A 23,681-nucleotide genomic window follows, 5' to 3' on the forward strand; every position below is an offset into this window, starting at 1 on the left:
CATTTCAAGGAATTGACTCCCTTAAACACTTTTTATTCTATACTGCTCCCATTCCTCATGTAACAGCTCAAGCGTCAAATCATTCGTCTGCCTCACAACCAAATCAGCACCAAGCATCGGCTGTCCTTGACCGACACCAACCGCAAACATCCCCGCAGATTTGATTGCAGAAATGCCTGCTTCTGCGTCTTCTATTGCCGCGCAATCAGCAGGGGAAACATCGAGCATCGCTGCAGCTGTTAAAAAGATGTCAGGATCAGGCTTCCCCTTCGCAAGAGTCGTCGGATCAACAATGGCATCAAAATCATCGATAATTGCCAATCGTCTTAAAATCTCGGGGGCATTGCGACTTGAAGATGCTAACCCGATTTTTATATTTTCGTTTTTCAATTGACATAGGAGCCTGCCAATCCCCGGTAAAAGATCTTCCGGCGTCAATTTGCTGATCAACGTTTGATAATCGTGATTTTTCTGATGCATAAGTTCTTGTTTCTCCGCATTTGTATACTTTGTTTCCGCACCGCCAGAGATCAATATGCTTTCAAGTGACTCTTCTCTGCTGATTCCTTTTAGCCTTTCATTCATGTCTCTGTCAAAGGGGATATTGATTTGTTCTGCGATGTGCTTCCAAGCGAGAAAATGATATTCAGCCGTATCTGTTATCACTCCGTCTAAATCAAAAATGAACGCTTTCATATACTAATGACCATCACAGTTTCATAAGGTTTGAGGCTAATACTCTTTAAGTCAGCCCGCTCCTGCGGATAGTTTGAAATCAGCACTTTCCAACGCTCATGAATCAGTTCTGGAGGCGCTATGAACAGAGCCTTTTCTTCCGATAAATTCACAACGACAAGAAGCTTTTCCCCTTGATATTCTCGAAGGTAAGAAAAGACCTGCGGATCATTCTCCTGCAACAGCTGATAATCGCCATATATCATAATCTTATATTGCTTTCGTAATTGAATGAGCTTCTGATAGTAATAGAAAATCGAATCTTGATCTTCCAAGGACTCTTTCACATTGATATCTTGGTAGCGGGAATTTACCGGTATCCACGGGTCTCCGGCTGTGAATCCCGCATGTTTTCCGGCATCCCACTGCATCGGTGTTCTCGCATGATCCCTTCCTTTTATCATCACGGCTTTGACAAACTCTTTTTCTGACATCGTTTTGTTTTCGACGACTAGTTCACGATATGCATTCTTTATTTCAAGATCATCATACATCTCCAGCGGCATATCGCTGTTGACCATGCCGATTTCTTCTCCCTGGTAAATAAACGGCGTTCCTTTCATGCCGTGCAGAACCGTTGCAAATGCCTTCGCACATTCCTTACGCAGCTTCCCGTCATTGCCCCAGCGGGAAATAACCCTCGGCTGATCATGGTTCTCAAAATAAAGGGTATTCCAGCCGACATTCATTAACCCGGTCTGCCACCTTGTCATCGTCTTTTTTAAAGCAATCAAATCAAATGGCTTGATCTGCCATTTCCCATTTGGCGAGTTTTGTTCTGTATCAATATCCATATGTTCAAATGTAAAGATCATATTCAGCTCTTGCCTGCTTGCATCTGTGTACTTTTTAGCCTCTTCAATATCAGAGCCGTTTGCCTCTCCGACTGTCATGCAGTCGTAATGAGAAAGCACTTCCCTGTTCATCTCTTGAATAAACTCATGAAGACGTGGGCCGTTAGAGTGATAACGGCCGACAATATAGCTGCGGCTGTGATCCGTTTCGTAGTCCGGAAAATCGGTGTATTTAGAAATAGAGCCGATCACATCCATCCGCCAGCCGTCAACGCCTCTATCCATCCAGAATCTCATTACATCATAAACTTCCCGGCGAACGGCTTCGTTTTCCCAATTTAAATCAGGCTGTTTTTTCGAAAAGTAGTGCAAATAATACTGCCCTGTTCCTTCATCGTATGTCCACGCTGAGCCTGAAAAGATCGATCCCCAATTATTCGGCTCTGAGCCGTCCGGTTTAGGATCTTTCCAAAAATAATAATCCCGGTAAGGATTGTCCTTCGACTTGCGGCTTTCAGCAAACCAGGCATGCTCATCCGACGTGTGGTTCACGACCAAATCCATGACGATTTTCATTCCGCGTTTATGGACTTCATCAATCAGCTGAAACATATCTTCATTTGTCCCAAACTTTTCATACATGTTTTTGTAATCGCTGATATCATATCCGTTGTCATCCTGCGGGGAATCAAATACCGGGGAGAGCCAGATGACATCCGCCCCGAGATTTTTGATGTAATCCAGCTTTTGAATCACACCTTGCAAATCCCCGAATCCATCTCCATTGGCATCATAAAAACTGCGCGGGTAAATTTGATAAACGACAGCTTCTTTCCACCATTCACTCATTAGGCGTTCTCCTTTCACATCGTCCCTGTAGGACAACTCGTTCCTCATAAACGTTCATGTGCAGCGGCTCACCTTTTACAAGCTCAAAAATAACGCGCTTTTCGTCAACCGTCACATTGATTAATCGGTTTCGATAATTGATGTTGAATGAATATTCGTCCCATTCTTTCGGCAAAAACGGAGCAAATGACAGCGTCTCATTCGCGGTGCGCATGCCTGCAAAGCCATGAACGATTGTCAGCCAGCTACCCGTCATTGAAGTAATATGCAAGCCTTCTTCCGTATCATGATTGTAATTATCAAGATCAAGCCTTGCTGTGCGCTTATATAATTCGAGCGCTTTCTTTTCCAGCTTGAGTTCGGCTGCGAGAATCGCATGGACAGAGGGCGATAGGCTTGATTCATGAACAGTCATCGGCTCATAAAATTCAAAATTTCGCCGTTTTTCTTCTATTGTAAAACGGTCATTAAAAAGATAAATGCCTTGGAGAACATCTGCCTGCTTAATAAAATTGGAGCGGAGAATCTTGTCCCATGACCAATTCTGATAAAGAGGCCGCTCCGCTGGATCTAATTCGTCAACTGCTTGCAGGTCTTTGTCCAAGAACGTGTCATGCTGAACGAAAATTTGCAGTTCTTCACTAAATGGATAGTACATGTGCTGGATGATTTCTCTCCAGACTTTCAATTCTACTTCCTGCACATCCAGAAGGCGGCGTTTCTCCGCTGAGATACTTTCGAGACTTTGTAGAGTATACTCCAACGTCCAAGCCGCAATGACATTCGTATACCAATTGTTGTTAACGTTGTTTTCGTATTCATTCGGCCCTGTGACGCCATGGATCATATACTTATTTTTTCGTTTCGAGAAGTGAACACGGTCGGCCCAAAATCTGCTGACTGCCACAAGAACGTCTATCCCGTATTCTTCCATATAGTTACGGTCGCGTGTATAATTGATATAATTGTAGATCGCATAACAGATCGCGCCATTGCGGTGAATTTCTTCAAAGGTGATTTCCCATTCGTTGTGGCATTCATCACCGGTGAACGTCACCATCGGATAAAGTGCCCCCTTCATCCCCAATTTTGCCGCGTTGCGTTTAGCAGCCTCCAACTGATGATAGCGATACAAAAGCAGGTTTTTCGTCACCTCCGGCTCGGCTGTCGCCAAATACATCGGAACGGCGTACGCCTCAGTATCCCAATATGCTGCACCTCCATATTTCTCGCCAGTAAATCCTTTCGGCCCGATATTCAAACGAGCATCGCCCCCATAATACGTCGAGAATAACTGAAAGATATTGTAGCGGATTCCTTGTTGTAGCTCCTCATCTCCTTTAATCTCAATGTCCGCTTTTGCCCATCTTTCCTTCCATCGATCAGTGTGCCTCCGTTTTGCATCTTCATAGCCGTTCTCTACCACTTCCGCCAAAAGCTCCTTGGCTTTCGAAAAAAGCTCTTCCTCCCGAAAATCACGGGAAGTCGTGACAATCACAAACTTTTTCAATGATGCCTTCGTTTGGTAGCTGTAACGATTCTCGACATACATTTCAGTCGTTTTAAAGCTTTCATGGACAAAACCCTCTGTCACGTTTGCCATTGCGGCTAAAACCTTGAAGCGCGGTGTTCCAAATGGATTTTCGATCGTTTTTGTTGCTAAATGGCCGCTGTGAGAATCAGCACCTTTCGCTTCCTCCTGCCAAAACTGTTCTTGGTAGTTAGAATCTTCATTTGCCACATTTCCATCCAGGTAAGGAACAAGCGTAATGACAGCATCTCCCGTCAGGCACTCCGCTTCATAATGAATCGCACAGAGTTCTTTTACAGCAAGGCTAAGAAACCGCTCTGACCTGATTCTGACGGATTTATCTTGAATGCGGACAACAGCGCTTCGCCGCAGAATCCCCTCTTTCATATTGAGTTCTACCTCAAATGATTCGATTGAGTTTTGATGGAGATCGATTTTTTCACCGTCAACATATAAGCCTATGCCCATAAAGTTCATCGCATTGATCACTTTTCCGAAATATTCTGGATACCCGTTTTTCCACCAGCCTACTCGCGTTTTGTCGGGGAACCACACGCCTGCAATATATGTGCCTTGGTGACTGTCGCCTGAATAGCCTTCTTCAAAATTCCCTCTGACCCCCATATAGCCATTGGCAAGAGACGTCAGGCTTTCCAGCAGCCGTGTATGCTCCTTATTAAATGTATTTGTTTTGATTTTCCATTCATCAATCTCAAATAACCGCTGATTTATCATCATTTCCTCCCGAATGTAAGTTTCCATTATCACGGCGGATTTTGGTCAAATATCTAAATGCAAAAGAGATCATCAAAGTAACGCCACACGAATGGATCATCAATACAGTAATCAAATCAAAATGAACCATGCCGATAGCAGCTGCCGCAAATGCCGGCAGTGCTGATGCGCAAATCGCTATAGAGGCCGCTTCCTTGAATGATGCAATAGAGACCATGTTTGATATTTTTGTGATCCAGAGGCCTCCGGCAAGAACAAACGTTAACAAAAGCTGGATCATAGAAACCACCGTATATGCCAGCATCATGATCATCGGCTTATACTGTGCCAACCATAATGTATCGATCAAAACCTCTACATCATGGACGTTTGGTTTCTCGAGCTTAACGTCCATTTTCGCATAGCCAACAGAAAACCCCGTTTCGTTTTGATCGGTGATCACCAGTTGATCAGGTTGAAATATGATGGCGTTTTCAAATCCAGTTACTTTCAATCGCCCATTCTCACCGCTTGTCTCATATTCATGCTTCATATCGACTGCCATCACATTCTGCCCATCTTCAATCCTCTCAGAGCTCTTCCCGCCTGTTAGTTTTCCGTTCCTGATTTGAAACCCCTGTAATTGATCAGCAAATTGATCATTAACTCCTTGAACCGCTGACGGCATGAAAGATGAAACGCTGAAGCGATCCATTTTCACAAACGAAACCGTTAACGGCGCCATTAAGCAGGCCGTTAAAAACATAAAGAGAAAAGAGAGCTGCAGCCAGCTGAAGGTATTCCCGTAGCGGCAAACACCTGATGGAGATGCAGCCGCTTTCAGGCAGCGGATGATAAAGCTTTTATTCTCCAGATTCTTCATTGAATTACCCCTTTGTTCCGCCGGCTGTCAAACCGGACACAAAGTTCTTTTGGAGAAAAAAGAATAGAACGCATATCGGCAGTGCGGCAAGGATGGCACCAGCCGCAAATAGAGCTACTTTTTGCTGCTGCGGATTAGAAATAAAGGATTGTAATCCTACAGCAATGGTCAGCCTTTCCGGTGAGCGAAGCAAAAACTTCGCCAGCAAATAGTCGCCAAACGGTGCCATAAACGCCCAAAGCGCTTGTACCGCGAGCATTGGCTTAACAAGCGGCAGAACAATTGAAGCGAAAATCCTCAGATGTCCCGCTCCGTCAATTCGCGCGGCTTCATCAATTTCTCTCGGCACAGTATCAAAATAACCTTTCATCAGCCACGTGTTCATCGGAATTCCGCCGCCGATATAGATCGCTGTTAAAAACCAGTATTGATCGAGTGCGCCTATTAGCATCGCCAAGACATAAAAAGCAGTCAGCGCCGCCATTGTCGGCACCATTTGAATGATTAAAAAGAATACCAGGCTCTTTTTTCTGCCTGCAAACCGATAGCGGCTGTACGAGTATCCGGCAAGTGTCACGATTGTAACCTGCAAAACCATGACCGATAGCGCGATGACAAGTGTATTGCTGTACCAATTGAGATAAAGCGTCTCGTCAAATAGCCGCTTAAAATGATCCAATGTCCAAGAACCCGAAAAATCGAGCTGAAAAGCCGCCGAATTCCCCACCCGGAATGCTGATGATGCCGTAATCAGCAACGGATATATAATGACAATACTTAAAAGCGTCAAAAAGAAATACGTACAGATTTTATTAAGCATTCTGGCAGTGCTCGCGTTCACCTACATAACCTCCTCATTGCCAAAAGCATTCGATTTTTTGAAAGCAATCAGTGAAATTCCAATGACAATGAAAGAAATTAACAGTGTCACAGCCGCCGCAACGGAATATTGGGGTGATGTGCCTGTTGTCAGTTTATAAATCCACGAAATTAAGATATCGGTCGACCCGGCCCCGGCTCCCGCACTGCCTGGACCTCCCTCATTAAATAAGTAGATGATCGAGAAATTATTGAAATTAAACGTATACTGAGTAATCATCACGGGTGCTGTGGCAAATAAAATCATCGGGAATGTAATATGCCGAAAACGCTGAATAAAAGTGGCCCCGTCAATCTTTGCCGCTTCATACAATTCACCTGGAATCGCCTGAAGCACTCCCGTTACCATGACATAAATATATGGAAAGCCGAGCCACGTCTGAATCATAATGAGGGCTGTCTTTGTCCAGAAAGGATCGGTCTTCCACGCGATCGCAGGCAGCTCAACAAACGGCAGGTGATTGAATAGTGGAATCACCTGTGCATTCACCGCTCCTATGCTGTCGTTAAACATGTTGGAAAAACTCATGATTGTAATAAAAGCCGGAACAGCCCATGGAAATAAGAAAATCATTCGAAATATCCGCTTGCCTTTTATAAAATCCTGATTGACGAAAAGTGCCGTCACAATACCTAAAATGATTTGCAGCGTTGTTGCACAGATTGTCCAGATAACCGTCCAGCCCAGTACATTCACAAATGTTTCACGATAGGAGCCAAGGAAAAAAATATTTAAGAAATTTTTAAACCCGACCCAGTCAATCAGACGATTAGGCGGAATATGATAAAAATCATAGTTTGTACATGCAACAAACAGAGTCACCAAAACCGGAAAGATAATCACAAACACCATCATGATATATGCCGGAAGTGTAAATAGATATGGAAACCCTTTATCGCCCGCATGACAGATCATATCCTTGGCTGTTGTATTGACTTCCAAACCCGCCGCTTTCATAGCGGCGGTCTTACGCGAATCATGGATATTAAAGATATAGAACATGAGGAAAATCACCGTCACGATCAATTGCAGCGTGCCTTCAATCAGCATAAACAGCGAGTGGTCTTCACCGGGAACACTTCCCAGTGTCATCAATCCGGTTAGCGCCTGTATACCGAAAACGCATAATTCAAAAGCAAACAAGCCAGTGATGGCAAGAAATAAGAGCCCCTTTGACAATTGCTGATTTGCAATCTGCCCAAGTCCTGGAATGATCGATAAAAGCCCTGCCTTTCGTTTTTGCTTTGCAAGTGTGTGATGTTTATTCATTTTTTCCGCCCTCTATTCTTCCGGACGCTATCCCGCCGTTTTATTTCACATACTTTTCTTTAATATTTTCCTTTATGACGTTTACAGCATCATTCGCTGATGTTTGTGTCGATTTTTTTCCTGAAACTGCATCAAAAATCAAACTTTCCGCTCCTGTCCATACTTCAGCCATTTCCGGAATATTTGGAGCCGGCGTTGCTGTTTCATATTGTTTAATCACAGCTGACGTCAGTTCATTCTTTTGCTCATCGGCTTTCTTCCTTGCAGCAGTGTTGGCCGGAACTTCGTTTGTATCCTCATAAAAAGCGTAAGCATTGGCATCATTTGCAGCATACTCAAGCCATTTTTCAGCCAGCTCGGGCTCTTTTGTATATTTTGAAGCTACCCAGCCTTTACCGCCCGCAAAAGGGGCATATTCTTCTCCATTGGGCAATGTCGGGATGGGAGCCGCTCCGTAGTTCAATTTAGCCTCTTTATAGTTGGCAGCTGACCAAGGACCGCCAATGATCGCAGCCGCTTTGCCTTCTAAAAACATCTGCTGAATAAAGTCGTCTGCGCTTGAATTGTCTTGCATTCCTTTCGGCCAATAGGTTTCAAACCATTTCTCCGCATATTTCACCGCTTCTACAGCCCCTTTATTGTTCAGGCCGATGTCCCCGGAATCTGTGCCGTTTTTCCCAAACACATATCCGCCGTATCCAGCCAATAAGCCGTACGACATATAAAAGTCAGTCCATTTTGCTAAAAATCCGGTTGATTTTCCTTTTTCCGAAGCAAACGTGAATCGAGGATCTTCCGTTAACTTTTCAAGGTCTTTAAATGTTTTAGGCGCTGTTTTTAAAAGATCTTTATTGTAATACAAAATAAGTGTCTCAATGACTAGCGGCATTCCGTACACTTTGCCGTCAACTGTCACCTGCTGCATTTCTTTATCACCAAAGCTTTTTGTATGAGATGGCTTAATGTCAAGTAAATGTCCTTGCTGTCCCAAACCGCCGATCCGGTCATATGCAGCAAGCATAACATCAGGCGCATTACCCGCCGGGCCATCAAGAGGAAGCGCTTCTAACTGTTCGAACATTTGCTTTTCAACAATTTTTACTGTGACATCATTCTCTTTTTCGAACTTTGTTTTTATGCTTTCAATGTATTCTTTATACGTTTCTTCGACAGACACAGTCAGCACCTTTTTGCCATCAGCGCTTGCTGGATTTTTTGAACTTGAGCAGGCGGCAAGGCCGATTGCCAGGAATGATGCCGCCAATATGGCGAACCCCTTTTTAAAAAGAACCATCTCTTTTCCCCCTTCTATTTACGAAACTATAACAATTGTATTGTCCTATAGAAAGCGGTTACAACAACTTTTGATTTGTTACCGATAACAGAATGTTATACAGGGGCGGTAGCACTCAAAATCAAAAATTCTCCCGGCTGAACGGCAATGACATCGTGATGCTGAAGCGGCTGCTCTGTCCATGCATCACAGATTTTCTTATTCCTTTCAATATTCAAATCTCGTAAGCTGACATATTGAACCGCATTCCCTTGATTAAAGAAATAAATCAGTATTTTTTCATCAAGAGTCCGTGAAAAGCTAATAAAATCGTTTTGGTCATCCAGCAGATTCCACTCAAGATGTCCTTCAGTCAATAAAGTGTTTTCCTGCTTGCGTAAAGCAATTAACCGTTTCATAAATTGCAGCATATCTTGGTTTTGCTTCTCCTTTTCCCAAACCATACATTTCCGGCATAATGGATCATTTTCGCCGTCCAGCCCGATTTCCGTTCCGTAATAAATGCATGGTGAGCCTGTCTGGGCAAACATAAAGGCCAGCAACGCACGTGCTTTCTTCTCATCATTGCGGCATCTGGTCAAAAGGCGCTTTGTATCATGGCTATCCAGTAAATTAAACATCACCTCATTGGCCTGCTTCATCCCATTCATCAAATGTGCATTGACACGGTGAGCCATACGTGAAGCTGAGATCGTCTGGTCAGCAAAGTATTCAATCATAGGCTCTGTAAAAGGGTAGTTCATCGCCGCATGAAATTCATCCCCTCTAAGCCAGGGTTCGGCAGAATGCCAGATCTCACCTAAAATATAAACATCAGGCTTTTCTGCTGATACAGCCTGCCTGAATGTCTTCCAAAACACGTGATCCACTTCATTTGCGACATCCAAACGCCAGCCGTCAATGTCAAATTCGCGAATCCAGTACAAAGCAATATCAAGCAAATATTTCTGCACCTCGGGATTAGCCGTGTTTAGCTTCGGCATATCAGCTGTAAAAGCAAATCTGTCATAATTGTCGTCTGTGACGGGAAAAGAGTGAATATGGAACCAGTCCTTATAGCGGGATTGATCTCCGTTTTTGACGACATCCTGCCATTGCGGAGACGCGCATCCTATATGGTTAAAAACCGCATCAAGCATAATTCTTATCCCCCGCTGATGCAGCTGGCTGACCAATGTACGAAAAAGCTCAGGGTCCCCGAAATGCGGATCAATAGAAAAGTAATCCAGCGTGTCGTATTTATGATTAGAAGGTGCGGAAAAGATCGGTGTCAGATAAATTCCGTTCACCCCTAAATCCTCTAAATAATCAAGCTTGTCAACAATCCCTTGTAAATCCCCTCCAAAAAAATCATTGACGTCCGGGTCCTTGCTCCCCCACGGCAATGCATTCTTCGGTGACAAGTCATCTCTTCCATTTGCAAAACGCTCCGGAAAAATTTGATACCAAACCGTTGACTTGACCCATTCAGGCGCTTGAAATGTATCAGCCTCGTGAACAAACGGAAATTTAAAGTAATAATGAATCGTTTCCAGTGTTTTTTCGTTATAAGAGCATACACCCGAACTTCCGAAAAAGATGTCTTCATGATCGTCTGTTACAACAAACGCATATTGTAAACGCCTAAATGGCGGCACCACTTCAGCAATCCAATAGTCATGCATTTGTGTAGCAGCAATTTTCCTCATCGGCTGCTCGTTTGCCGACCACTTGCCGTCGTTGTACTCATAGGGATCACCCCAAATGAATCGAATGTGACCTGCATCACCTTTTTTCGTCCGAATCTTGATATGCACAGACCGCCCATCATAAGAATAAGCATCGGTGCTGAATGGCTGGTGGTGAATCGCTGCATATTCCATCATGTTTCCCCCTTTGATTTCCGTTTTATTGAAGCCGGCTCATAGTTTGAAAGTATCATGATGAAATTGTGGGAACAATCCTTTTCACCCTGTTACCGATAACAGAATAAGACTCTTACAGCGTTGATTCTCGTACAATTAACTCTGGTTCAAAAAATAGGCTTCCTTGTGCAGCACCGTCTTCATTCATTTTTTTCAGCAACATTTTCGCACAGGCTTCCCCCATTTCAACAACAGGCTGTCTGACCGTAGTCAAGCGCGGCGAGGAGATGCGATCAAGAAACACACCGTCATTCCCGGTAACCGCAACGTCTTCTGGAATTCGCTTTCCAAGGGATTGCGCCGCACGAATGACGCCGAGCGCGATTCGATCAGATGCGCAGACAAATGCGGCCTGATCGTCCATGGATTTCAGCAGTTCTCTTGCAAGGCATTCACTTTTCTTAGAACTGTTGTCGATCCGAAACATATTCGATTTTTTAAAGCTTTTATTCATCGCCCGTATATACCCCTGTTCTCTTGCACGTTCGAAAGGCTCATCTAAATCAATGCCAAAAAAGACAACTTCCCGCTCCCCCAGCCCCATAACATGGCGGGTTGCCATAAAAGTGCCTTTCTCGTTATTCACATCGATAAAGTCATAGCCCATTTCATTTTGCCCAAATACGACGAGCGGCTTCTCAAAAGCTTTTATTACACCTTCAAAATCGTTCTTTCTCAAGCCGGTGGCAATAATGCCGTCACATTGGCCAATATTAAGAGAATTTCTTGTCACAAGCTGGAGAGCATAGTGATTGCGATCCAGCTCCCTGCTGATTCCTGTCAGCAGGTTCATGTAATATGGTTCTGTCGTATCCATTTCCTCAAGTATCAATAGTTTCACAACCTGTGTTCTGTTTTGCACGAGCGCTCTCGCCGCATAATTAGGGATGTAATTCAGCTCTTTCATCGCAGAATGAACAAGCTTTTTCAATTCATCTGTCACCGTCTCAGGGTGATTGATCACTCGTGATACCGTCATTTTCGAAACATTTGCTTTTTTCGCCACATCTGACAATGTTGCCATTTTCATCCCCTCCTTATCTGTGCTTATTATCCAAACTAGTGATAAAGTCCTCTATTACTGCTAAATATACGATGCAGGCAAAAGAGAAATAAAAAAGAGATTTCCCTTAAGGAAACCTCACTTTGTTAAAAACACTCGATTTTTCATGGATTCATACGCTAGGTGGCAGACTCATTCTCTCCACTTCCACGAGAAAGTCTCTTTTTTAAATTTCTGTCCACTTTTTTTCTAAAATCGGATAAGAGTAACTTTGCATTTGCTCAATTAACTCATCCGGCCGTGACGAGCTGTGAATCAGTTTTAGGTGCGATTCGTTAGAAAACCCTTCTTGAATGCTGTATTTCACCATTTTCATCATTGGTTCAAAATATCCGTTTACATTGTACAGTCCGATTGGCTTTTGGTGGATGCCGATCTGTGCCCAGCACAGCACTTCAAATAATTCTTCATATGTACCGAAGCCGCCCGGCATCGAGATAAAGCCGTCCGCCAGCTCGCTCATTTTAGCCTTTCGTTCATGCATCCCGTTTACTTCAATCAGCTCAGTCAGATTTTGATGGACAACCTCCCCGCTGAACAAACCGCTCGGCATGACCCCGATTGCAGTTCCGCCGTTTTCCATAATCGCGTCAGCAATCGTGCCCATCAAGCCTACGCGGGAGCCCCCATAGACAAGGCCGATTCCCTGCTCAGCCATATACACGCCAAGCTCTGCCGCTTTTCTTTTATACGCTTCATTTCCCCCAGGGTTTGATCCCGCAAATACACAAATGGTTTTCATCTTGTCATCTCCGCATCTATATATCGTGTTAAATATTCAAAAACACACTATATATTGTCCCATCTTCATGTGATAATATCAATATGAAATACATAAAGAATGCAGGAGTGATGAGGTTGCAGCTGGCTGATGCAGAAAAATGGATGAAAGAGTTTTACGAGAAAAGAGGCTGGACAGAATACGGACCTTTTATTCGCGTCGGCTTTTTAATGGAGGAAGCCGGAGAACTGGCCCGGGCTGTCAGGGCGTATGAAATCGGCAGAGACCGGCCGGATGAGAAAGAATCGTCACGCGCTGAGCTAAAACAAGAATTGATTGAAGAAATGGGAGATGTCATCGGAAATATCGCCATTCTTGCTGATATGTATGGTGTCTCTTTAGAAGACGTCATGAAGGCCCACCAAGAAAAACTGACAAAACGATTTGAGCATGCATAAAAAAGCGGCCGCGATGGCCGCTTTTTTTAACCTGTGATTTCATCATGGTGATCAAAGAAATGCTGCTTTCCTATTTTGTGAAAAAGGCCTGTTTTATGCAGCAGCTCCTTCGGCTGCGATTGCAATCCTACAATCATCAGCTTTCCATTGTGGCGCTTAATTCGATTCATAATATTCCCAAGCACCGCTTCAGCTGACGTATCCATATAGTGCACCTTATTCATGAGCAGAATGAGGGTTTTCGGTTTTTTCTGTACATGCTCCAGCAATGACGATTCAAGGGAATCAATTGATCCGAAAAACAGCGGCCCTTCTATGGCATACATGCTGACAGATGGATCTTCTCTCTTCGCCAGAACAGGATGCGATTCCTGATTGTGGATGCGGGTCGCTTCGCTCATTCTTCTGATAAAGAACACAAATGCAAGTAGCAATCCGGTTGCCACACCGATGATTAAGTCAAACAGAACCGTAAGGGCGAAGGTCGCCGCTAAAATAAAGGAATCAGCATTTTTCAGTCTCAGCATGTTTGCGACTTCCTTGCGCTCACTCATATTCCATGCGACCACCATGAGAATCGGTGCCATACTGGCGAGCGGCACATGGGACGCATAAGGCGCAAATACAAGCAGGACAAGGAGAACGACTACGCCGTGAACGACGCCGGAAACTGGGGAAACCGCTCCGTTTTTTATATTGGTCGCCGTTCTCGCAATCGCTCCTGTAGCCGGGATTCCGCCAAACAGGGGCGCTGCCATATTCGCAATCCCCTGGCCGACAAGCTCCTTGTTGCTGTCATGCTTTGAGCCCTTCATGTTATCAGCGACCATTGCGGACAAAATCGACTCAAGTCCTCCAAGAAGCGCGATGACAAGCGCAGCTGGAAACAGCATAACCATTTTATCCAAAGTAAGCTCAGGAAACTGAAATTCAGGCAAATGGCGGGGGATTTCTCCATAAGTTGACCCAATCGTTGCCATGCGGTCAGGGAAAAAGACAACCGCGACCACTGTGGAAATAAGAAGCGCCAACAAAGCGCCCGGCACTTTAGGCATCACCTTGGCGGATACAAGCAAAATGACGAGCCCGATCACAGCTGTCAAAATGGCATACACGTTAAAGGTGCCGAGCTGCTGCACAATTTCAAACATGTTGTGATGAAAGTTCTCATGTTTTTCAACATTTCTCAATCCGAGAAAATTAGCGATTTGTTCCGTAAAGATCAGCACGGCAATTCCGGCTGTAAAACCGACGATAACGGGTTTGGGCACGAATTTCATTATTTTTCCGAGCTTAAACAGCCCAAACAGTACCAGCATCACTCCTGCCATAAACCCCGCAATCAGCAGATTTTCCAAGCCGTACTGCATGATAAGGCCGAATAAAATCGGGACAAAGGCGCCCGTCGGACCGCCAATCTGATATTTTGATCCTCCAAACAAAGAAATACAAATCCCTGCTATAACAACAGTGTATAGCCCATATTCAGGCTCGACTCCCGAGGCAATGGCAAACGCCATTCCTAAAGGAATTGCCACGACACCTACTACGATACCTGCAATCAAGTCTTTCTGAAATTTCTGCAAATTGTACCCCTTGAATCTCCCTGAGAATCGCATATTTTGTTATAACCTCCCTTATGAGTGATTGTTTATAAGCTCAGTTTCATAACCGTTAATGACCACATCAAGTTTTCCTGTTTCAGGATGAATGACAAGTCCGTGAACCGGCACTTTTTTCGGAAGCAGCGGATGATTCTTAATCATGTTCACACTGTGGGAAACGCTTTCTTCCACGCTGTGAAAACCAGTCAGCCACGTTTTCAAATCGAGTCCGGCACTTGTCAGCAAATTCAGGCAGCTATCCTCCACCCCGCGTTCCTTTGCTTTCTCAAGAATCGAGGACGCATTCAGCCCTGACATTCCGCATTCATGATGGCCGACAATGCATACCTCTTCAGCCTGCAATTCATAAATCGCGACCAGTATGCTTCGCATCACGCTTCCAAATGGGTGAGAAACGATGGCTCCCGCGTTTTTTACAATTTTAGCATCACCGTTTTTAAGCCCCATTGCTTGCGGAAGAAGTTCTGTAAGCCTTGTATCCATACAGGTGACAATGACGAGCTTTTTCGAAGGAAACTTTGTCGTTTTGTACGGTTCATACTTCTTCTCACTGACAAACCGCTGATTGTGTTCCAAAATTGATGTTAAAGAAACCATTTGATTCATCTCCCATCCATATGATTTTGCAAGCCTTCTTACCCAGCTTACAGTAAGGAATTATAGCATAGGAATAAGCCAAGAAAAGGCTTTCAAAAAAAGACACTATAATTGGACTGTAGAATCAAAACATAAACATTTATATCTTTCAAAGATAATAAAATTTATATTTAATGAATCCTATAATCCGTCTGCAGCTCGCATATTGATGATTTGTCTGACAAAAAATATGGGTGAATTCTGATAATTAAAAAACTTTTTTAAGCAGATTTAGCTGTTCGATCTTCATTTTAAGTTCAAAAGAACCAGAAACTAAAAAACGCAGCTATATTTTTAACATCTATTTATTTCCGATATAATGAAATAGACAACAGCCATAAAGGGGGAGCCTTGTTGAAACCATTTGTATTTATCACAAAACCGATTCCTGAAGAGATTGAAGCATTCATCGGTGAACATTGCCGTTATGAAGTATGGCAGGAGGATACGCTTCCGAGTGACGTGCTACTTGAAAAATTAAAAGAAGCGGAGGGTCTTTTAACATCAGGGACGTCCGGACCGTCAATCAATCGTGAGTTGCTGGAACACGCGCCTAAGCTCAAAGTAGTCAGCAACCAATCAGTAGGCTACGATAACTTCGATATAGAAGCAATGAAAGAAAGAGGAGTCGTCGGGACTCATACACCTTATACACTGGATGACACGGTTGCAGATCTGGCCTTTTCTCTGATTCTATCTTCCGCCAGACGTGTTGCCGAACTGGACCGTTTTGTCAGAGCAGGAAAATGGGGAACCGTGGAAGAGGAAGCACTTTTCGGAATTGATGTTCATCATCAAACGTTAGGCATTATCGGCATGGGCAGAATTGGAGAACAAGCAGCGAGACGCGCCAAATTTGGTTTTGATATGGAAGTGCTTTATCATAACCGACATCGCAAACAAGAAACAGAAGACAGCATCGGCGTTAAGTATGCAGAGCTTGATACATTGCTGGAGCAATCTGATTTTATTCTTCTCATTACGCCGCTGACTGATGAAACCTATCACATGATAGGAGAACGCGAATTTAAGTTGATGAAGGATTCAGCAATTTTCGTCAATATTTCCCGGGGAAAGACAGTTGATGAAAAAGCACTGATTCGCGCTCTTCAGGAAGGCTGGATCAGGGGAGCCGGTTTAGATGTATACGAAAAAGAGCCTGTCACCCAAGATAATCCGCTTCTGCAGCTGGATAATGTCACGCTGCTTCCTCATATCGGTTCAGCAACAGCTAAAGTGCGCTTCAACATGTGCAAACAGGCCGCCGAAAATATGATTGCAGCCATTCAAGGACAAACACCGAAAAATCTCACAAGAGAATTTAAATAAATCAAAAATCCGGTCTGATAACAGACCGGATTTCATATTACATACGCTGAAGAACAGCACGCTTATAAATATGACGGGTGACGATATAATAAAGAGCCTGGAATACAAAATAAATGAAGATAACAATTACGGCTTCAAGAAATAAATTGGAATTCAGCATATTACTTAACGCTGCATACGCAAAGCCTGCGTGAATCGTACCTGCGATAAATGGGATGAAGAATAAAAATCCTATTTGCTTTCCAAGGATCGAGTGAATCTCTTTGTCCGTAACCCCTATCCTTTTTAAGGCTAACACCTGCACTCTCGTATCTTCTATTTCCGTAAACATCCGCAAATACAGCATGCTTCCTTGCACGATAAAAAACAGCACGCTGACAAACAGACCAATAAACAGCATTAATGCAACTCCCTGCTTCACAATTTGATAACTAGGAGCACGCGTTTGAAAATCAGAAGTATGTTCTTTCGGCACCATGTTTTCAAGCTTTTCAGAGACATCCACCGTCTCCTGCCAATGCTCAAGCTCATAACCTACCATTCTCATCTGTTCCTTCAGCGACACATCCTGTGACAGACTGTCAAAGCTCTTTTCGCTGACAACCAATAAACGGCTGACTCCATCGACAGACATCAATATCCCTTTGTTTTGCTGCTTTTTCATGACGTAGGAAAGGGTTTTTCCTGACTTCATATGAAATGCTGCTGTTTCCCCTTCTCCAAATGTGTCTTTCACCATCATTTGAAAAGAAACATTAATAAATGCTTCATTTTCTTGTAAATGAATAACTGGGAACCCTTTTTCCTTTGCGACTTGATTATAGACTTTTTCTGAAATCAGCAAAGCTTCCGCTTCCATCTTCTTATTTCCATACGGCAAGTCTGATTGAAAAGTGACAGGAATCCCTGTGGCATCCACCTTATACTTGATAACAGCATGAGCTTTTTTCAATGTATTCTCAGCTGTCTCAGGCTTCATGACCTGAAAGCGGGAAGCATCCTTTTCCACCCAGGAAACAGACTGAGGAATGCTTTGCTCCTCCTGCCTTTGTAAATCGGAATAAAACATATAGATGACACCTGTAGCTGTTAATATGACCGCTGTAATGACAGAGGTTAAAAACAGCATGCGTGCATGATCCTTCAGCCTGAATATCATGTTGGAACGCACAATGATATTCGTGCCTTTGTAGAAGCTGTGTTTCTTTCGGTACAGCATGCGGAAAAACGCCACACTGCTTTGGGTAAAAAAGAAATACGTGCCAATTAACACTAAAATCAAAATTGGAAAAACCCGAAACATCATGTCAATTGCATTGGCTGTTGCAGATAGGTAATAACCGCTGCCAAGGCATAGCAAAGACAATACAGTGAGCCATTTCGAATAAACCGGCAAACTTTTCGGCTTTTTGGCCGATTTAATCAGTTCAATGATTTCCAGCTTCCGAATCCGTCCCAGTGATAAAATGAGCAGCGTCTGAAACAGGATGAGAAAGCCGGCAATTGTCATCACAAACGCTTTCGGCACAATGGCAAACGAAATCGGCACCTTCACGCTGAGCATCCATGTCATGATCATAAAAAACAGTTTTGAAAATAACAGGCCTGCTCCAATGCCGGCCGCAATCGCCGCAAGAGAAATAAGTGACTGCTCATAATAAATCATCTTGCGAAGCTGCTGCTTTGATGTGCCAAACAGTGTCAGCAGCCCAAACTCTTTCTTTCTTGCCTGCAAAAACGCTGAATTGGAATATGTGATGAAAAATATACAAAACACAATGATGACGACAAGAGCTGCGCTCAAGCATGTTTTGACAAGGCTTCCGCCATATATATTGTCTTCATTGACATCAGGATGAAAAATAAATGATGTGAAGACAAAAAACACCGAAACGGCAAACACACAGCTTAAAAAGTAGGCCACATACCGTTGCAGATTCCCAAGAATGTTTTTACGGGCGATAGTTCTCAAATTCATGAAAATCGCCTCCCAACACACTCAAGGTATCCAATATACTTTGATAAAACACCTGCCTGTTTGTTCCTCTGTGAATCTCTGAAAAGAAACGTCCGTCTTTAATAAAAACAATTCGTTTACAGAAACTTGCTGCTGTGGCATCATGCGTAACCAACAGAATCGTCGCTTCCTTTTCCTCATTCAGCTGAGCCAGTGTGTTCATCACTTGCTTTGCCGATTTTGAGTCGAGGTTTCCTGTCGGTTCATCGGCAAGAATGAGCGCCGGATTGTGAATAATCGCTCTGGCACAGGCTGCCCGCTGCTGCTGTCCGCCCGACACCTCATATGTGCGGTGATCGAGAATATGCTTGATTTGCAGCGTATCCGCCAGTTCATCCAATCGGGCTTCCATTTCTCTCAGCTTTACCTTATCCAATGCGAGCGGCAAGAGAATATTTTCACGAATCGTCAGCGTATCAAGCAGATTAAAGTCCTGAAAGACGAAGCCGAGTTCTCTTCTGCGAAACAAAGCCAGCTCTTGGTCCTTTAACGTTTTCGGCTGAATGCCGTTGATCATCATCTCGCCCTGGGTCGGCTTATCAATGGTAGCCAGCAAATTCAAAAGCGTGGTTTTTCCGCTTCCCGACGGCCCCATAATCCCGACAAATTCTCCTTTTGACACACTGAGATCAAAGGCGCTGAGCGCTTGGTATGATATTGTTCCTTTATTTGAATAGTACGTTTTCGATAGGTTCGTTGTTTGCAACACGTTCATGTTCTGCTCCTCCTTTTTCTTTATTATAAAAAGGAAGTCAGCATCCTCCCATCGAACTTTCTTGCAATTCCGCTCCCCAACCTTACAATGCTGTCACATTCACGAGGGTGTCACTTGAAAACACGATGGTCATCACAGTGCCAGCCCCTTCTTTTGATTCCGCATACAGCTTATGGCCGAGACGGCTGCACACCTGTTTTGCTAAATAAAGGCCCATTCCAGTTGCCTCTTTCATGGTTCGTCCGTTTTCTCCGGTAAAAAACGCGTCAAAAATCCGCGGCAGATCCTGCGGCGGTATGCCGATTCCTTCGTCGGCAACCGACAATCGCGTCTCATGTCCCTGTGTTTCAATTCGGATTGTAATAGAGTCTCCGACACCTTGCTTTGAATATTTTAAGGCGTTGAAAAGGATTTGCTCGACAACAAAGGAAAGCCACTTTTGATCACTGGAAATCTGAATGGCATTTGGCGGCACATGTAATGTTGGAAAAAGGCGCCGTTTAATAAACTGACGTTTTTCCTGATTGATCAGTGAACGAACCATTTCTGCCAAATCAAAGGTTTGCGGCTTTACATCAAATGCAAATTCCTCCAGCCTGGCCGTTTGCAGCATCATATCAAGACCGTGGCGAAATCTCTCATTCTCATCCTCCAGCTCCTCTAAAAACGTCGGAAAAGAGGATGAGGTTCCGTTTTTTCCTTCCTGAATCATTAAGGAAATGACAGATACCGGTGTTTTCATATGGTGAACCCATTGGTTGGTGAAGGTATAATGCTGTTTTTGCTGATTGATATATTGCGAGAGCCTGCTTTCGTATTGCTGTCCGAGTGCGTTGATCATTTTCGTCCAAAGCGCTTGCTCTCCTGTTCTTGGCTTTCGGGCTTTCAAAGACTGTCCGATGTCATTCGAAGAAGAGGCTTGTTCTGCAAGCTTTTTAACATATTTGAGAAAGGAAAATTGCCGAACATAATCAGCAGCAAAACCTGCGGCTAAAAGAGTACCGGGCAAAATCCATATGTACATCATATTTTCTTTGGAAGGTTCTGCGCCGCTCTCTACAACGCTTAAATACGCAATCAGCATGGCGGACCCTATCCCTAATAATGAAAATAGAATAATGGCTAAGCGGTCGATGAGATAAGTCTTTAACACTCCGCTTCATCCTTCCGATTGACTTGAAATTGATAGCCTTGTCCTCTGATTGTGGAAATGCAATCTGTCAGTCCTGCATTCTCCAGTTTTCTCCGCAGCCGGTTGACATTGACCGTTAACGTATTGTCATCGACAAAATCAACGTCATCCCATAACGCCTCCAATAGTTCATCACGAGAGACAATTTTTTTATGCTCCCTCACAAAAATAGAGAGAAGCTGAAATTCTTTTTGTGAAAACAAAATACGGACGCTGTTCCATTCGGCCTCATTCTGATCAGGATAAATCGTCAGCCCGCCAAGCTCCACTATTCTGGATTCCTGCGGCAAAGAGGGCGAGTATTCACCATATGTGCGGCGCAGGACGCTTTTGATTTTGGCCACCACTACCTCTAGATGGAACGGCTTTGTGATATAATCATCGCCGCCATTTTCAATCGCCATTACCTGATTCAGCTCATCGGTCCGTGCCGATATAAAGATAATCGGCGCATTGGAAATGGTACGGATTTGCCTGCACCAATAAAACCCGTCAAAAAAAGGCAAGTTGATATCAAGCAGCACAAGATCAGGCTTCATTTCTGCAAATTCCAATTTTATATCATTCAGCTGTTCAGCAATTTTCACTTCATATCCGTATTTTTGAAGATGACCGCCCAGCAAAGAAGCAATCCGCTCATCATCTTCCACAAGCAAAATCCGATACACGTTGATCCCCCTTATATGTACATCACGATGATTTTTCTAGAAGATTCCAAAATTATTATAGCATGTGCGGAATAGTAAATCGGTCTTTTTCTTTTTGTTATGATAGAATGATAAAGGTAAAATTTTCATAATAGGCAGGTGTCGTGATGAAGAAAATCATGCTGTTTCTGGCAATGACGTCAATTCTTTCAGCATGTCAGCCCAACTATACCGGGAAATACATAGAAATTGGGGATACACTAACTGACTATACCAAAGAGTGCTTTAAAGAGAATGAAATTCCTTATAAATACGAAAAGGGAAAACTGTATATCCCTGAAGACGCATTTGATACAGCAATCTACACTTGTTCATAAGAAAAAGCTTGCAGATAACCTGCAAGCTTTTCACGTTACAAAAAATGAGTATTTAATTTCTCTTCAAATCCTGAAGGGCCGATGTCGCTTTTTTGAATGTTACCGCCGTTTTCATAAATCGTAAAATGGCGCTCTGACATGACCATCCTTCCGCTCGGCGTCAGCTTTGAGGCAAGCAGGGACTTGTTAAAAGGAGATTTTTCATGAGAGTGAATGATGTCCTTCATGTTATCTAAGTCCCCGAGATCACTCTCTTCAAGAGTAAAGGCGTACCCAATTTGCCAGCCTTCTCCTTTGTCCATCAGCAGAACATGGCTGCCCTTTTCTGTCTCTTCTTTTTTGATTCGGAATGACCCGACTGGTGACTGTACCGTTTCTCCGGAAAGCGGTATCGGCTGGAGCGCCAGGTTGATGCCGAAGCCGATATCAACGAGGTAATCGCCGTTTTCCGCAGACAGCCATACAGCAGCATGCGTCCCTTCTAGTGCCCATCCCTCTTGATTGCCTGCATAAACCGTTCCTCGAATGAGCTTCACATGAAACCCGGCCTCACGCAAGACAAAATAAAGGAAACCATTTAGATCGTAGCATAGGCCGCCGTGCTGATCTTTGAGCAGACGTCGCCATAGCTCTTCTTTTGTGATCTTATAATTCTCTTTTGCAAGTACGGCACGGTTTTCGAATGGAAAACGGTATGCCATTGCTTTGAGAAAAAGGGGAAGATCGCCGAAGCTGACATGATCTTTTTCCCAGCCAATTTTCTGAAAGCAGTCTTTTAGAAAGTCACTCATTTTTATCACCTAAACTTCTTCTTGAACGTAAGCAGCCAGCTTCTCCAGCGCCTCTTGTTCATCTTCTCCCTGGGCAATCAAGGTAACCTCAGTGCCTGTGCTTACCGCAAGGCTCATCAGCCCCATGATGCTTTTGGCGTTTACTTTTTTCCCATCCTTCTCTAGAAACACATCTGACGTAAACCGGTTTGCTTCTTGTACAAACAAAGCAGCAGGACGTGCTTGCAGTCCTGTCTTTAATCGAACTTCCACTTTCTGTTGAACCATAAGATCTCCCCTTTTCTTTACGGTTATTTTAAAGTGACGGATTGCCCTGTCCGCAGCTGTTCTGCGATTTCGTCAAGTTTTCTCAGCCTGTGATTGATCCCTGATTTGCTGATTTTCCCGCTTGCTACCATTTCCCCCAGCTCTTTCAGCGTCACTTCCTGATAATCAATCCGAAGCTGCGCAATTTCCCGAAGTTTTTCAGGCAGCGCCTCCAGGCCGATTCTTTCATCGATGTATTTAATATTTTCCACCTGTCTCAGCGATGCGCCGATCGTTTTGTTTAAGTTGGCTGTTTCACAATTGACGAGGCGGTTGACCGAATTTCTCATGTCTCGGACGATTCTGACATCCTCAAATCGCAGAAGCGAATTGTGAGCGCCAATTACGTTCAGAAACTCTGTAATCTTTTCAGCCTCTTTTAAATAGGTAATGTAGCCTTTTTTCCGTTCAAGCGTTTTGCTGTTTAACTGAAACTCATTTAACAGGTCACATAATGAATCGTTATGCTCCTTATAAAGAGAGAAGATTTCTAAATGATACGAGGAGGTTTCCGGGTTATTGACCGAACCTCCTGCCAAAAATGCTCCTCTCATATAAGAACGCTTGCAGCATCTCTTTTTGACCAGCTCTTTCGAAATACTTCGTTCAAACACAAAATTCTCCCCGAGTATTTTTAAATCCTCTAAGATCGCTTTTGCTTTTTCTGAAAAACGCACAATATAGACGTTATTCTTTTTCAGCCGCATTTTCTTTCTGACCAGCAGCTCGACCGACACATCATATTGTTTTTTCAGCAATGTATAGATGCGGCGGGCAATGGCCGCGTTTTCGGTTTGAACATCGAGTACGAGATGGCGGTTTGTAAATGATAAAGCTCCATTCATCCGAATGAGTGCAGACAGCTCGGCATTAATGCAGCAGTCCTTCACTTCCAGATTCGTTAATTCTTTTTTTGTTTCTGATGCAAATGACATATAGCCACCTCATTTC

At 43.7% G+C, this 23,681-nt stretch carries 22 protein-coding genes; 3 read left to right on the plus strand and 19 right to left on the minus strand.

Annotation, left to right across the window (positions count from 1 at the left end; translation table 11 throughout):
- Nucleotides 1–21 precede the first annotated feature (21 nt).
- From pgmB to MHH79_RS17820, 10 genes are all read right to left on the minus strand, one after another.
- Entirely contained in the window at nt 22–696 is a 675-nt protein-coding gene (gene pgmB, locus MHH79_RS17775) for a beta-phosphoglucomutase (protein ID WP_181220172.1), read from the minus strand.
- Entirely contained in the window at nt 693–2,378 is a 1,686-nt protein-coding gene (malL, locus tag MHH79_RS17780; protein WP_309530059.1) for an oligo-1,6-glucosidase, read from the minus strand. The genes pgmB and malL overlap by 4 nt, the downstream gene beginning before the upstream one ends.
- Complete coding sequence (gene mdxK, locus MHH79_RS17785; RefSeq protein ID WP_309530305.1) at nt 2,371–4,644, minus strand: maltose phosphorylase; 2,274 nt, start codon at nt 4,642–4,644, stop codon at nt 2,371–2,373. The genes malL and mdxK overlap by 8 nt, the downstream gene beginning before the upstream one ends.
- Entirely contained in the window at nt 4,622–5,506 is an 885-nt protein-coding gene (locus MHH79_RS17790) for a DUF1189 domain-containing protein (RefSeq protein WP_063334707.1), read from the minus strand. Before MHH79_RS17790 ends, mdxK begins: the two co-directional genes overlap by 23 nt.
- Before the next feature lie 4 nt (nt 5,507–5,510).
- Entirely contained in the window at nt 5,511–6,347 is an 837-nt protein-coding gene (gene mdxG / locus MHH79_RS17795) for a maltodextrin ABC transporter permease MdxG (protein ID WP_251217513.1), read from the minus strand.
- Nucleotides 6,348–7,655, minus strand: coding sequence for a maltodextrin ABC transporter permease MdxF (gene mdxF / locus MHH79_RS17800; RefSeq protein WP_015483739.1), 1,308 nt, complete (start codon nt 7,653–7,655; stop codon nt 6,348–6,350).
- Nucleotides 7,656–7,695: 40 nt separating this feature from the next.
- Nucleotides 7,696–8,949 (minus strand): maltodextrin ABC transporter substrate-binding protein MdxE, encoded by a 1,254-nt coding sequence (gene mdxE, locus MHH79_RS17805; RefSeq protein WP_309530058.1) that lies wholly within the window; start codon nt 8,947–8,949, stop codon nt 7,696–7,698.
- A 95-nt stretch (nt 8,950–9,044) separates the two neighbouring features.
- The gene (mdxD, locus tag MHH79_RS17810; protein ID WP_340034778.1) at nt 9,045–10,814 is read right to left on the minus strand and encodes a maltogenic alpha-amylase; all 1,770 of its coding nucleotides are present in this window, start codon (nt 10,812–10,814) and stop codon (nt 9,045–9,047) included.
- 112 nt (nt 10,815–10,926) lie between these two features.
- Complete coding sequence (locus MHH79_RS17815) at nt 10,927–11,877, minus strand: LacI family DNA-binding transcriptional regulator (protein ID WP_063334710.1); 951 nt, start codon at nt 11,875–11,877, stop codon at nt 10,927–10,929.
- Nucleotides 11,878–12,082: 205 nt separating this feature from the next.
- A complete protein-coding gene (locus MHH79_RS17820; protein ID WP_015384731.1) occupies nt 12,083–12,658 on the minus strand; it encodes a TIGR00730 family Rossman fold protein in 576 nt (191 codons plus the stop codon).
- Between the two features lie 116 nt (nt 12,659–12,774).
- On the opposite strand from MHH79_RS17820, the gene MHH79_RS17825 reads away from it, so the two are divergent.
- On the plus strand, nt 12,775–13,095 hold the full coding sequence (locus MHH79_RS17825) for a MazG-like family protein (protein WP_015483742.1): 321 nt from the start codon (nt 12,775–12,777) through the stop codon (nt 13,093–13,095).
- A 26-nt stretch (nt 13,096–13,121) separates the two neighbouring features.
- Here the strand turns inward: MHH79_RS17825 and MHH79_RS17830 are convergent, their stop codons facing one another.
- Nucleotides 13,122–14,714, minus strand: a complete 1,593-nt coding sequence (locus MHH79_RS17830; protein ID WP_063334711.1) for a SulP family inorganic anion transporter — start codon at nt 14,712–14,714, stop codon at nt 13,122–13,124.
- Between the two features lie 18 nt (nt 14,715–14,732).
- Complete coding sequence (locus MHH79_RS17835; protein WP_010886620.1) at nt 14,733–15,326, minus strand: carbonic anhydrase; 594 nt, start codon at nt 15,324–15,326, stop codon at nt 14,733–14,735.
- 381 nt (nt 15,327–15,707) lie between these two features.
- On the opposite strand from MHH79_RS17835, the gene MHH79_RS17840 reads away from it, so the two are divergent.
- A complete protein-coding gene (locus tag MHH79_RS17840) occupies nt 15,708–16,685 on the plus strand; it encodes a D-glycerate dehydrogenase (RefSeq protein WP_251217508.1) in 978 nt (325 codons plus the stop codon).
- 37 nt (nt 16,686–16,722) lie between these two features.
- Here the strand turns inward: MHH79_RS17840 and psdB are convergent, their stop codons facing one another.
- The 4 genes from psdB to psdR all read right to left on the minus strand — a co-directional run bounded on the left by psdB (nt 16,723) and on the right by psdR (nt 21,277).
- The gene (psdB, locus tag MHH79_RS17845; RefSeq protein WP_063334713.1) at nt 16,723–18,663 is read right to left on the minus strand and encodes a lantibiotic ABC transporter permease PsdB; all 1,941 of its coding nucleotides are present in this window, start codon (nt 18,661–18,663) and stop codon (nt 16,723–16,725) included.
- Nucleotides 18,638–19,417, minus strand: coding sequence for a lantibiotic ABC transporter ATP-binding protein PsdA (gene psdA, locus MHH79_RS17850; RefSeq protein WP_003228167.1), 780 nt, complete (start codon nt 19,415–19,417; stop codon nt 18,638–18,640). The genes psdB and psdA overlap by 26 nt, the downstream gene beginning before the upstream one ends.
- 82 nt (nt 19,418–19,499) lie before the next feature.
- Complete coding sequence (psdS, locus tag MHH79_RS17855) at nt 19,500–20,570, minus strand: two-component sensor histidine kinase PsdS (protein ID WP_309530056.1); 1,071 nt, start codon at nt 20,568–20,570, stop codon at nt 19,500–19,502.
- The gene (psdR, locus tag MHH79_RS17860) at nt 20,564–21,277 is read right to left on the minus strand and encodes a two-component system response regulator PsdR (RefSeq protein WP_047183246.1); all 714 of its coding nucleotides are present in this window, start codon (nt 21,275–21,277) and stop codon (nt 20,564–20,566) included. Before psdR ends, psdS begins: the two co-directional genes overlap by 7 nt.
- A 146-nt stretch (nt 21,278–21,423) precedes the next feature.
- Between psdR and MHH79_RS17865 the strand changes: the two genes are divergently transcribed.
- Nucleotides 21,424–21,633 (plus strand): lipoprotein, encoded by a 210-nt coding sequence (locus MHH79_RS17865; protein WP_003243327.1) that lies wholly within the window; start codon nt 21,424–21,426, stop codon nt 21,631–21,633.
- Nucleotides 21,634–21,668: 35 nt separating this feature from the next.
- Here MHH79_RS17865 and MHH79_RS17870 read toward each other — a convergent pair whose 3' ends face one another.
- Genes MHH79_RS17870 through whiA form a run of 3 tightly spaced genes read right to left on the minus strand, consistent with a single transcriptional unit; the run spans nt 21,669 to nt 23,665 of the window.
- Nucleotides 21,669–22,433 carry an arylamine N-acetyltransferase gene (locus MHH79_RS17870; protein WP_080344232.1) on the minus strand — a complete coding sequence of 255 codons (765 nt, stop codon included), beginning with the start codon at nt 22,431–22,433 and terminating at the stop codon, nt 21,669–21,671.
- Nucleotides 22,434–22,691 carry an HPr family phosphocarrier protein gene (locus MHH79_RS17875; RefSeq protein ID WP_003219835.1) on the minus strand — a complete coding sequence of 86 codons (258 nt, stop codon included), beginning with the start codon at nt 22,689–22,691 and terminating at the stop codon, nt 22,434–22,436. It abuts the gene before it with no gap.
- A 23-nt stretch (nt 22,692–22,714) separates the two neighbouring features.
- Complete coding sequence (gene whiA, locus MHH79_RS17880; protein WP_047183247.1) at nt 22,715–23,665, minus strand: DNA-binding protein WhiA; 951 nt, start codon at nt 23,663–23,665, stop codon at nt 22,715–22,717.
- Nucleotides 23,666–23,681: the final 16 nt, after the last annotated feature.

The organism is Bacillus sp. FSL K6-0993 (genome assembly GCF_037977205.1).
Lineage (GTDB): Bacteria > Bacillota > Bacilli > Bacillales > Bacillaceae > Bacillus > Bacillus subtilis.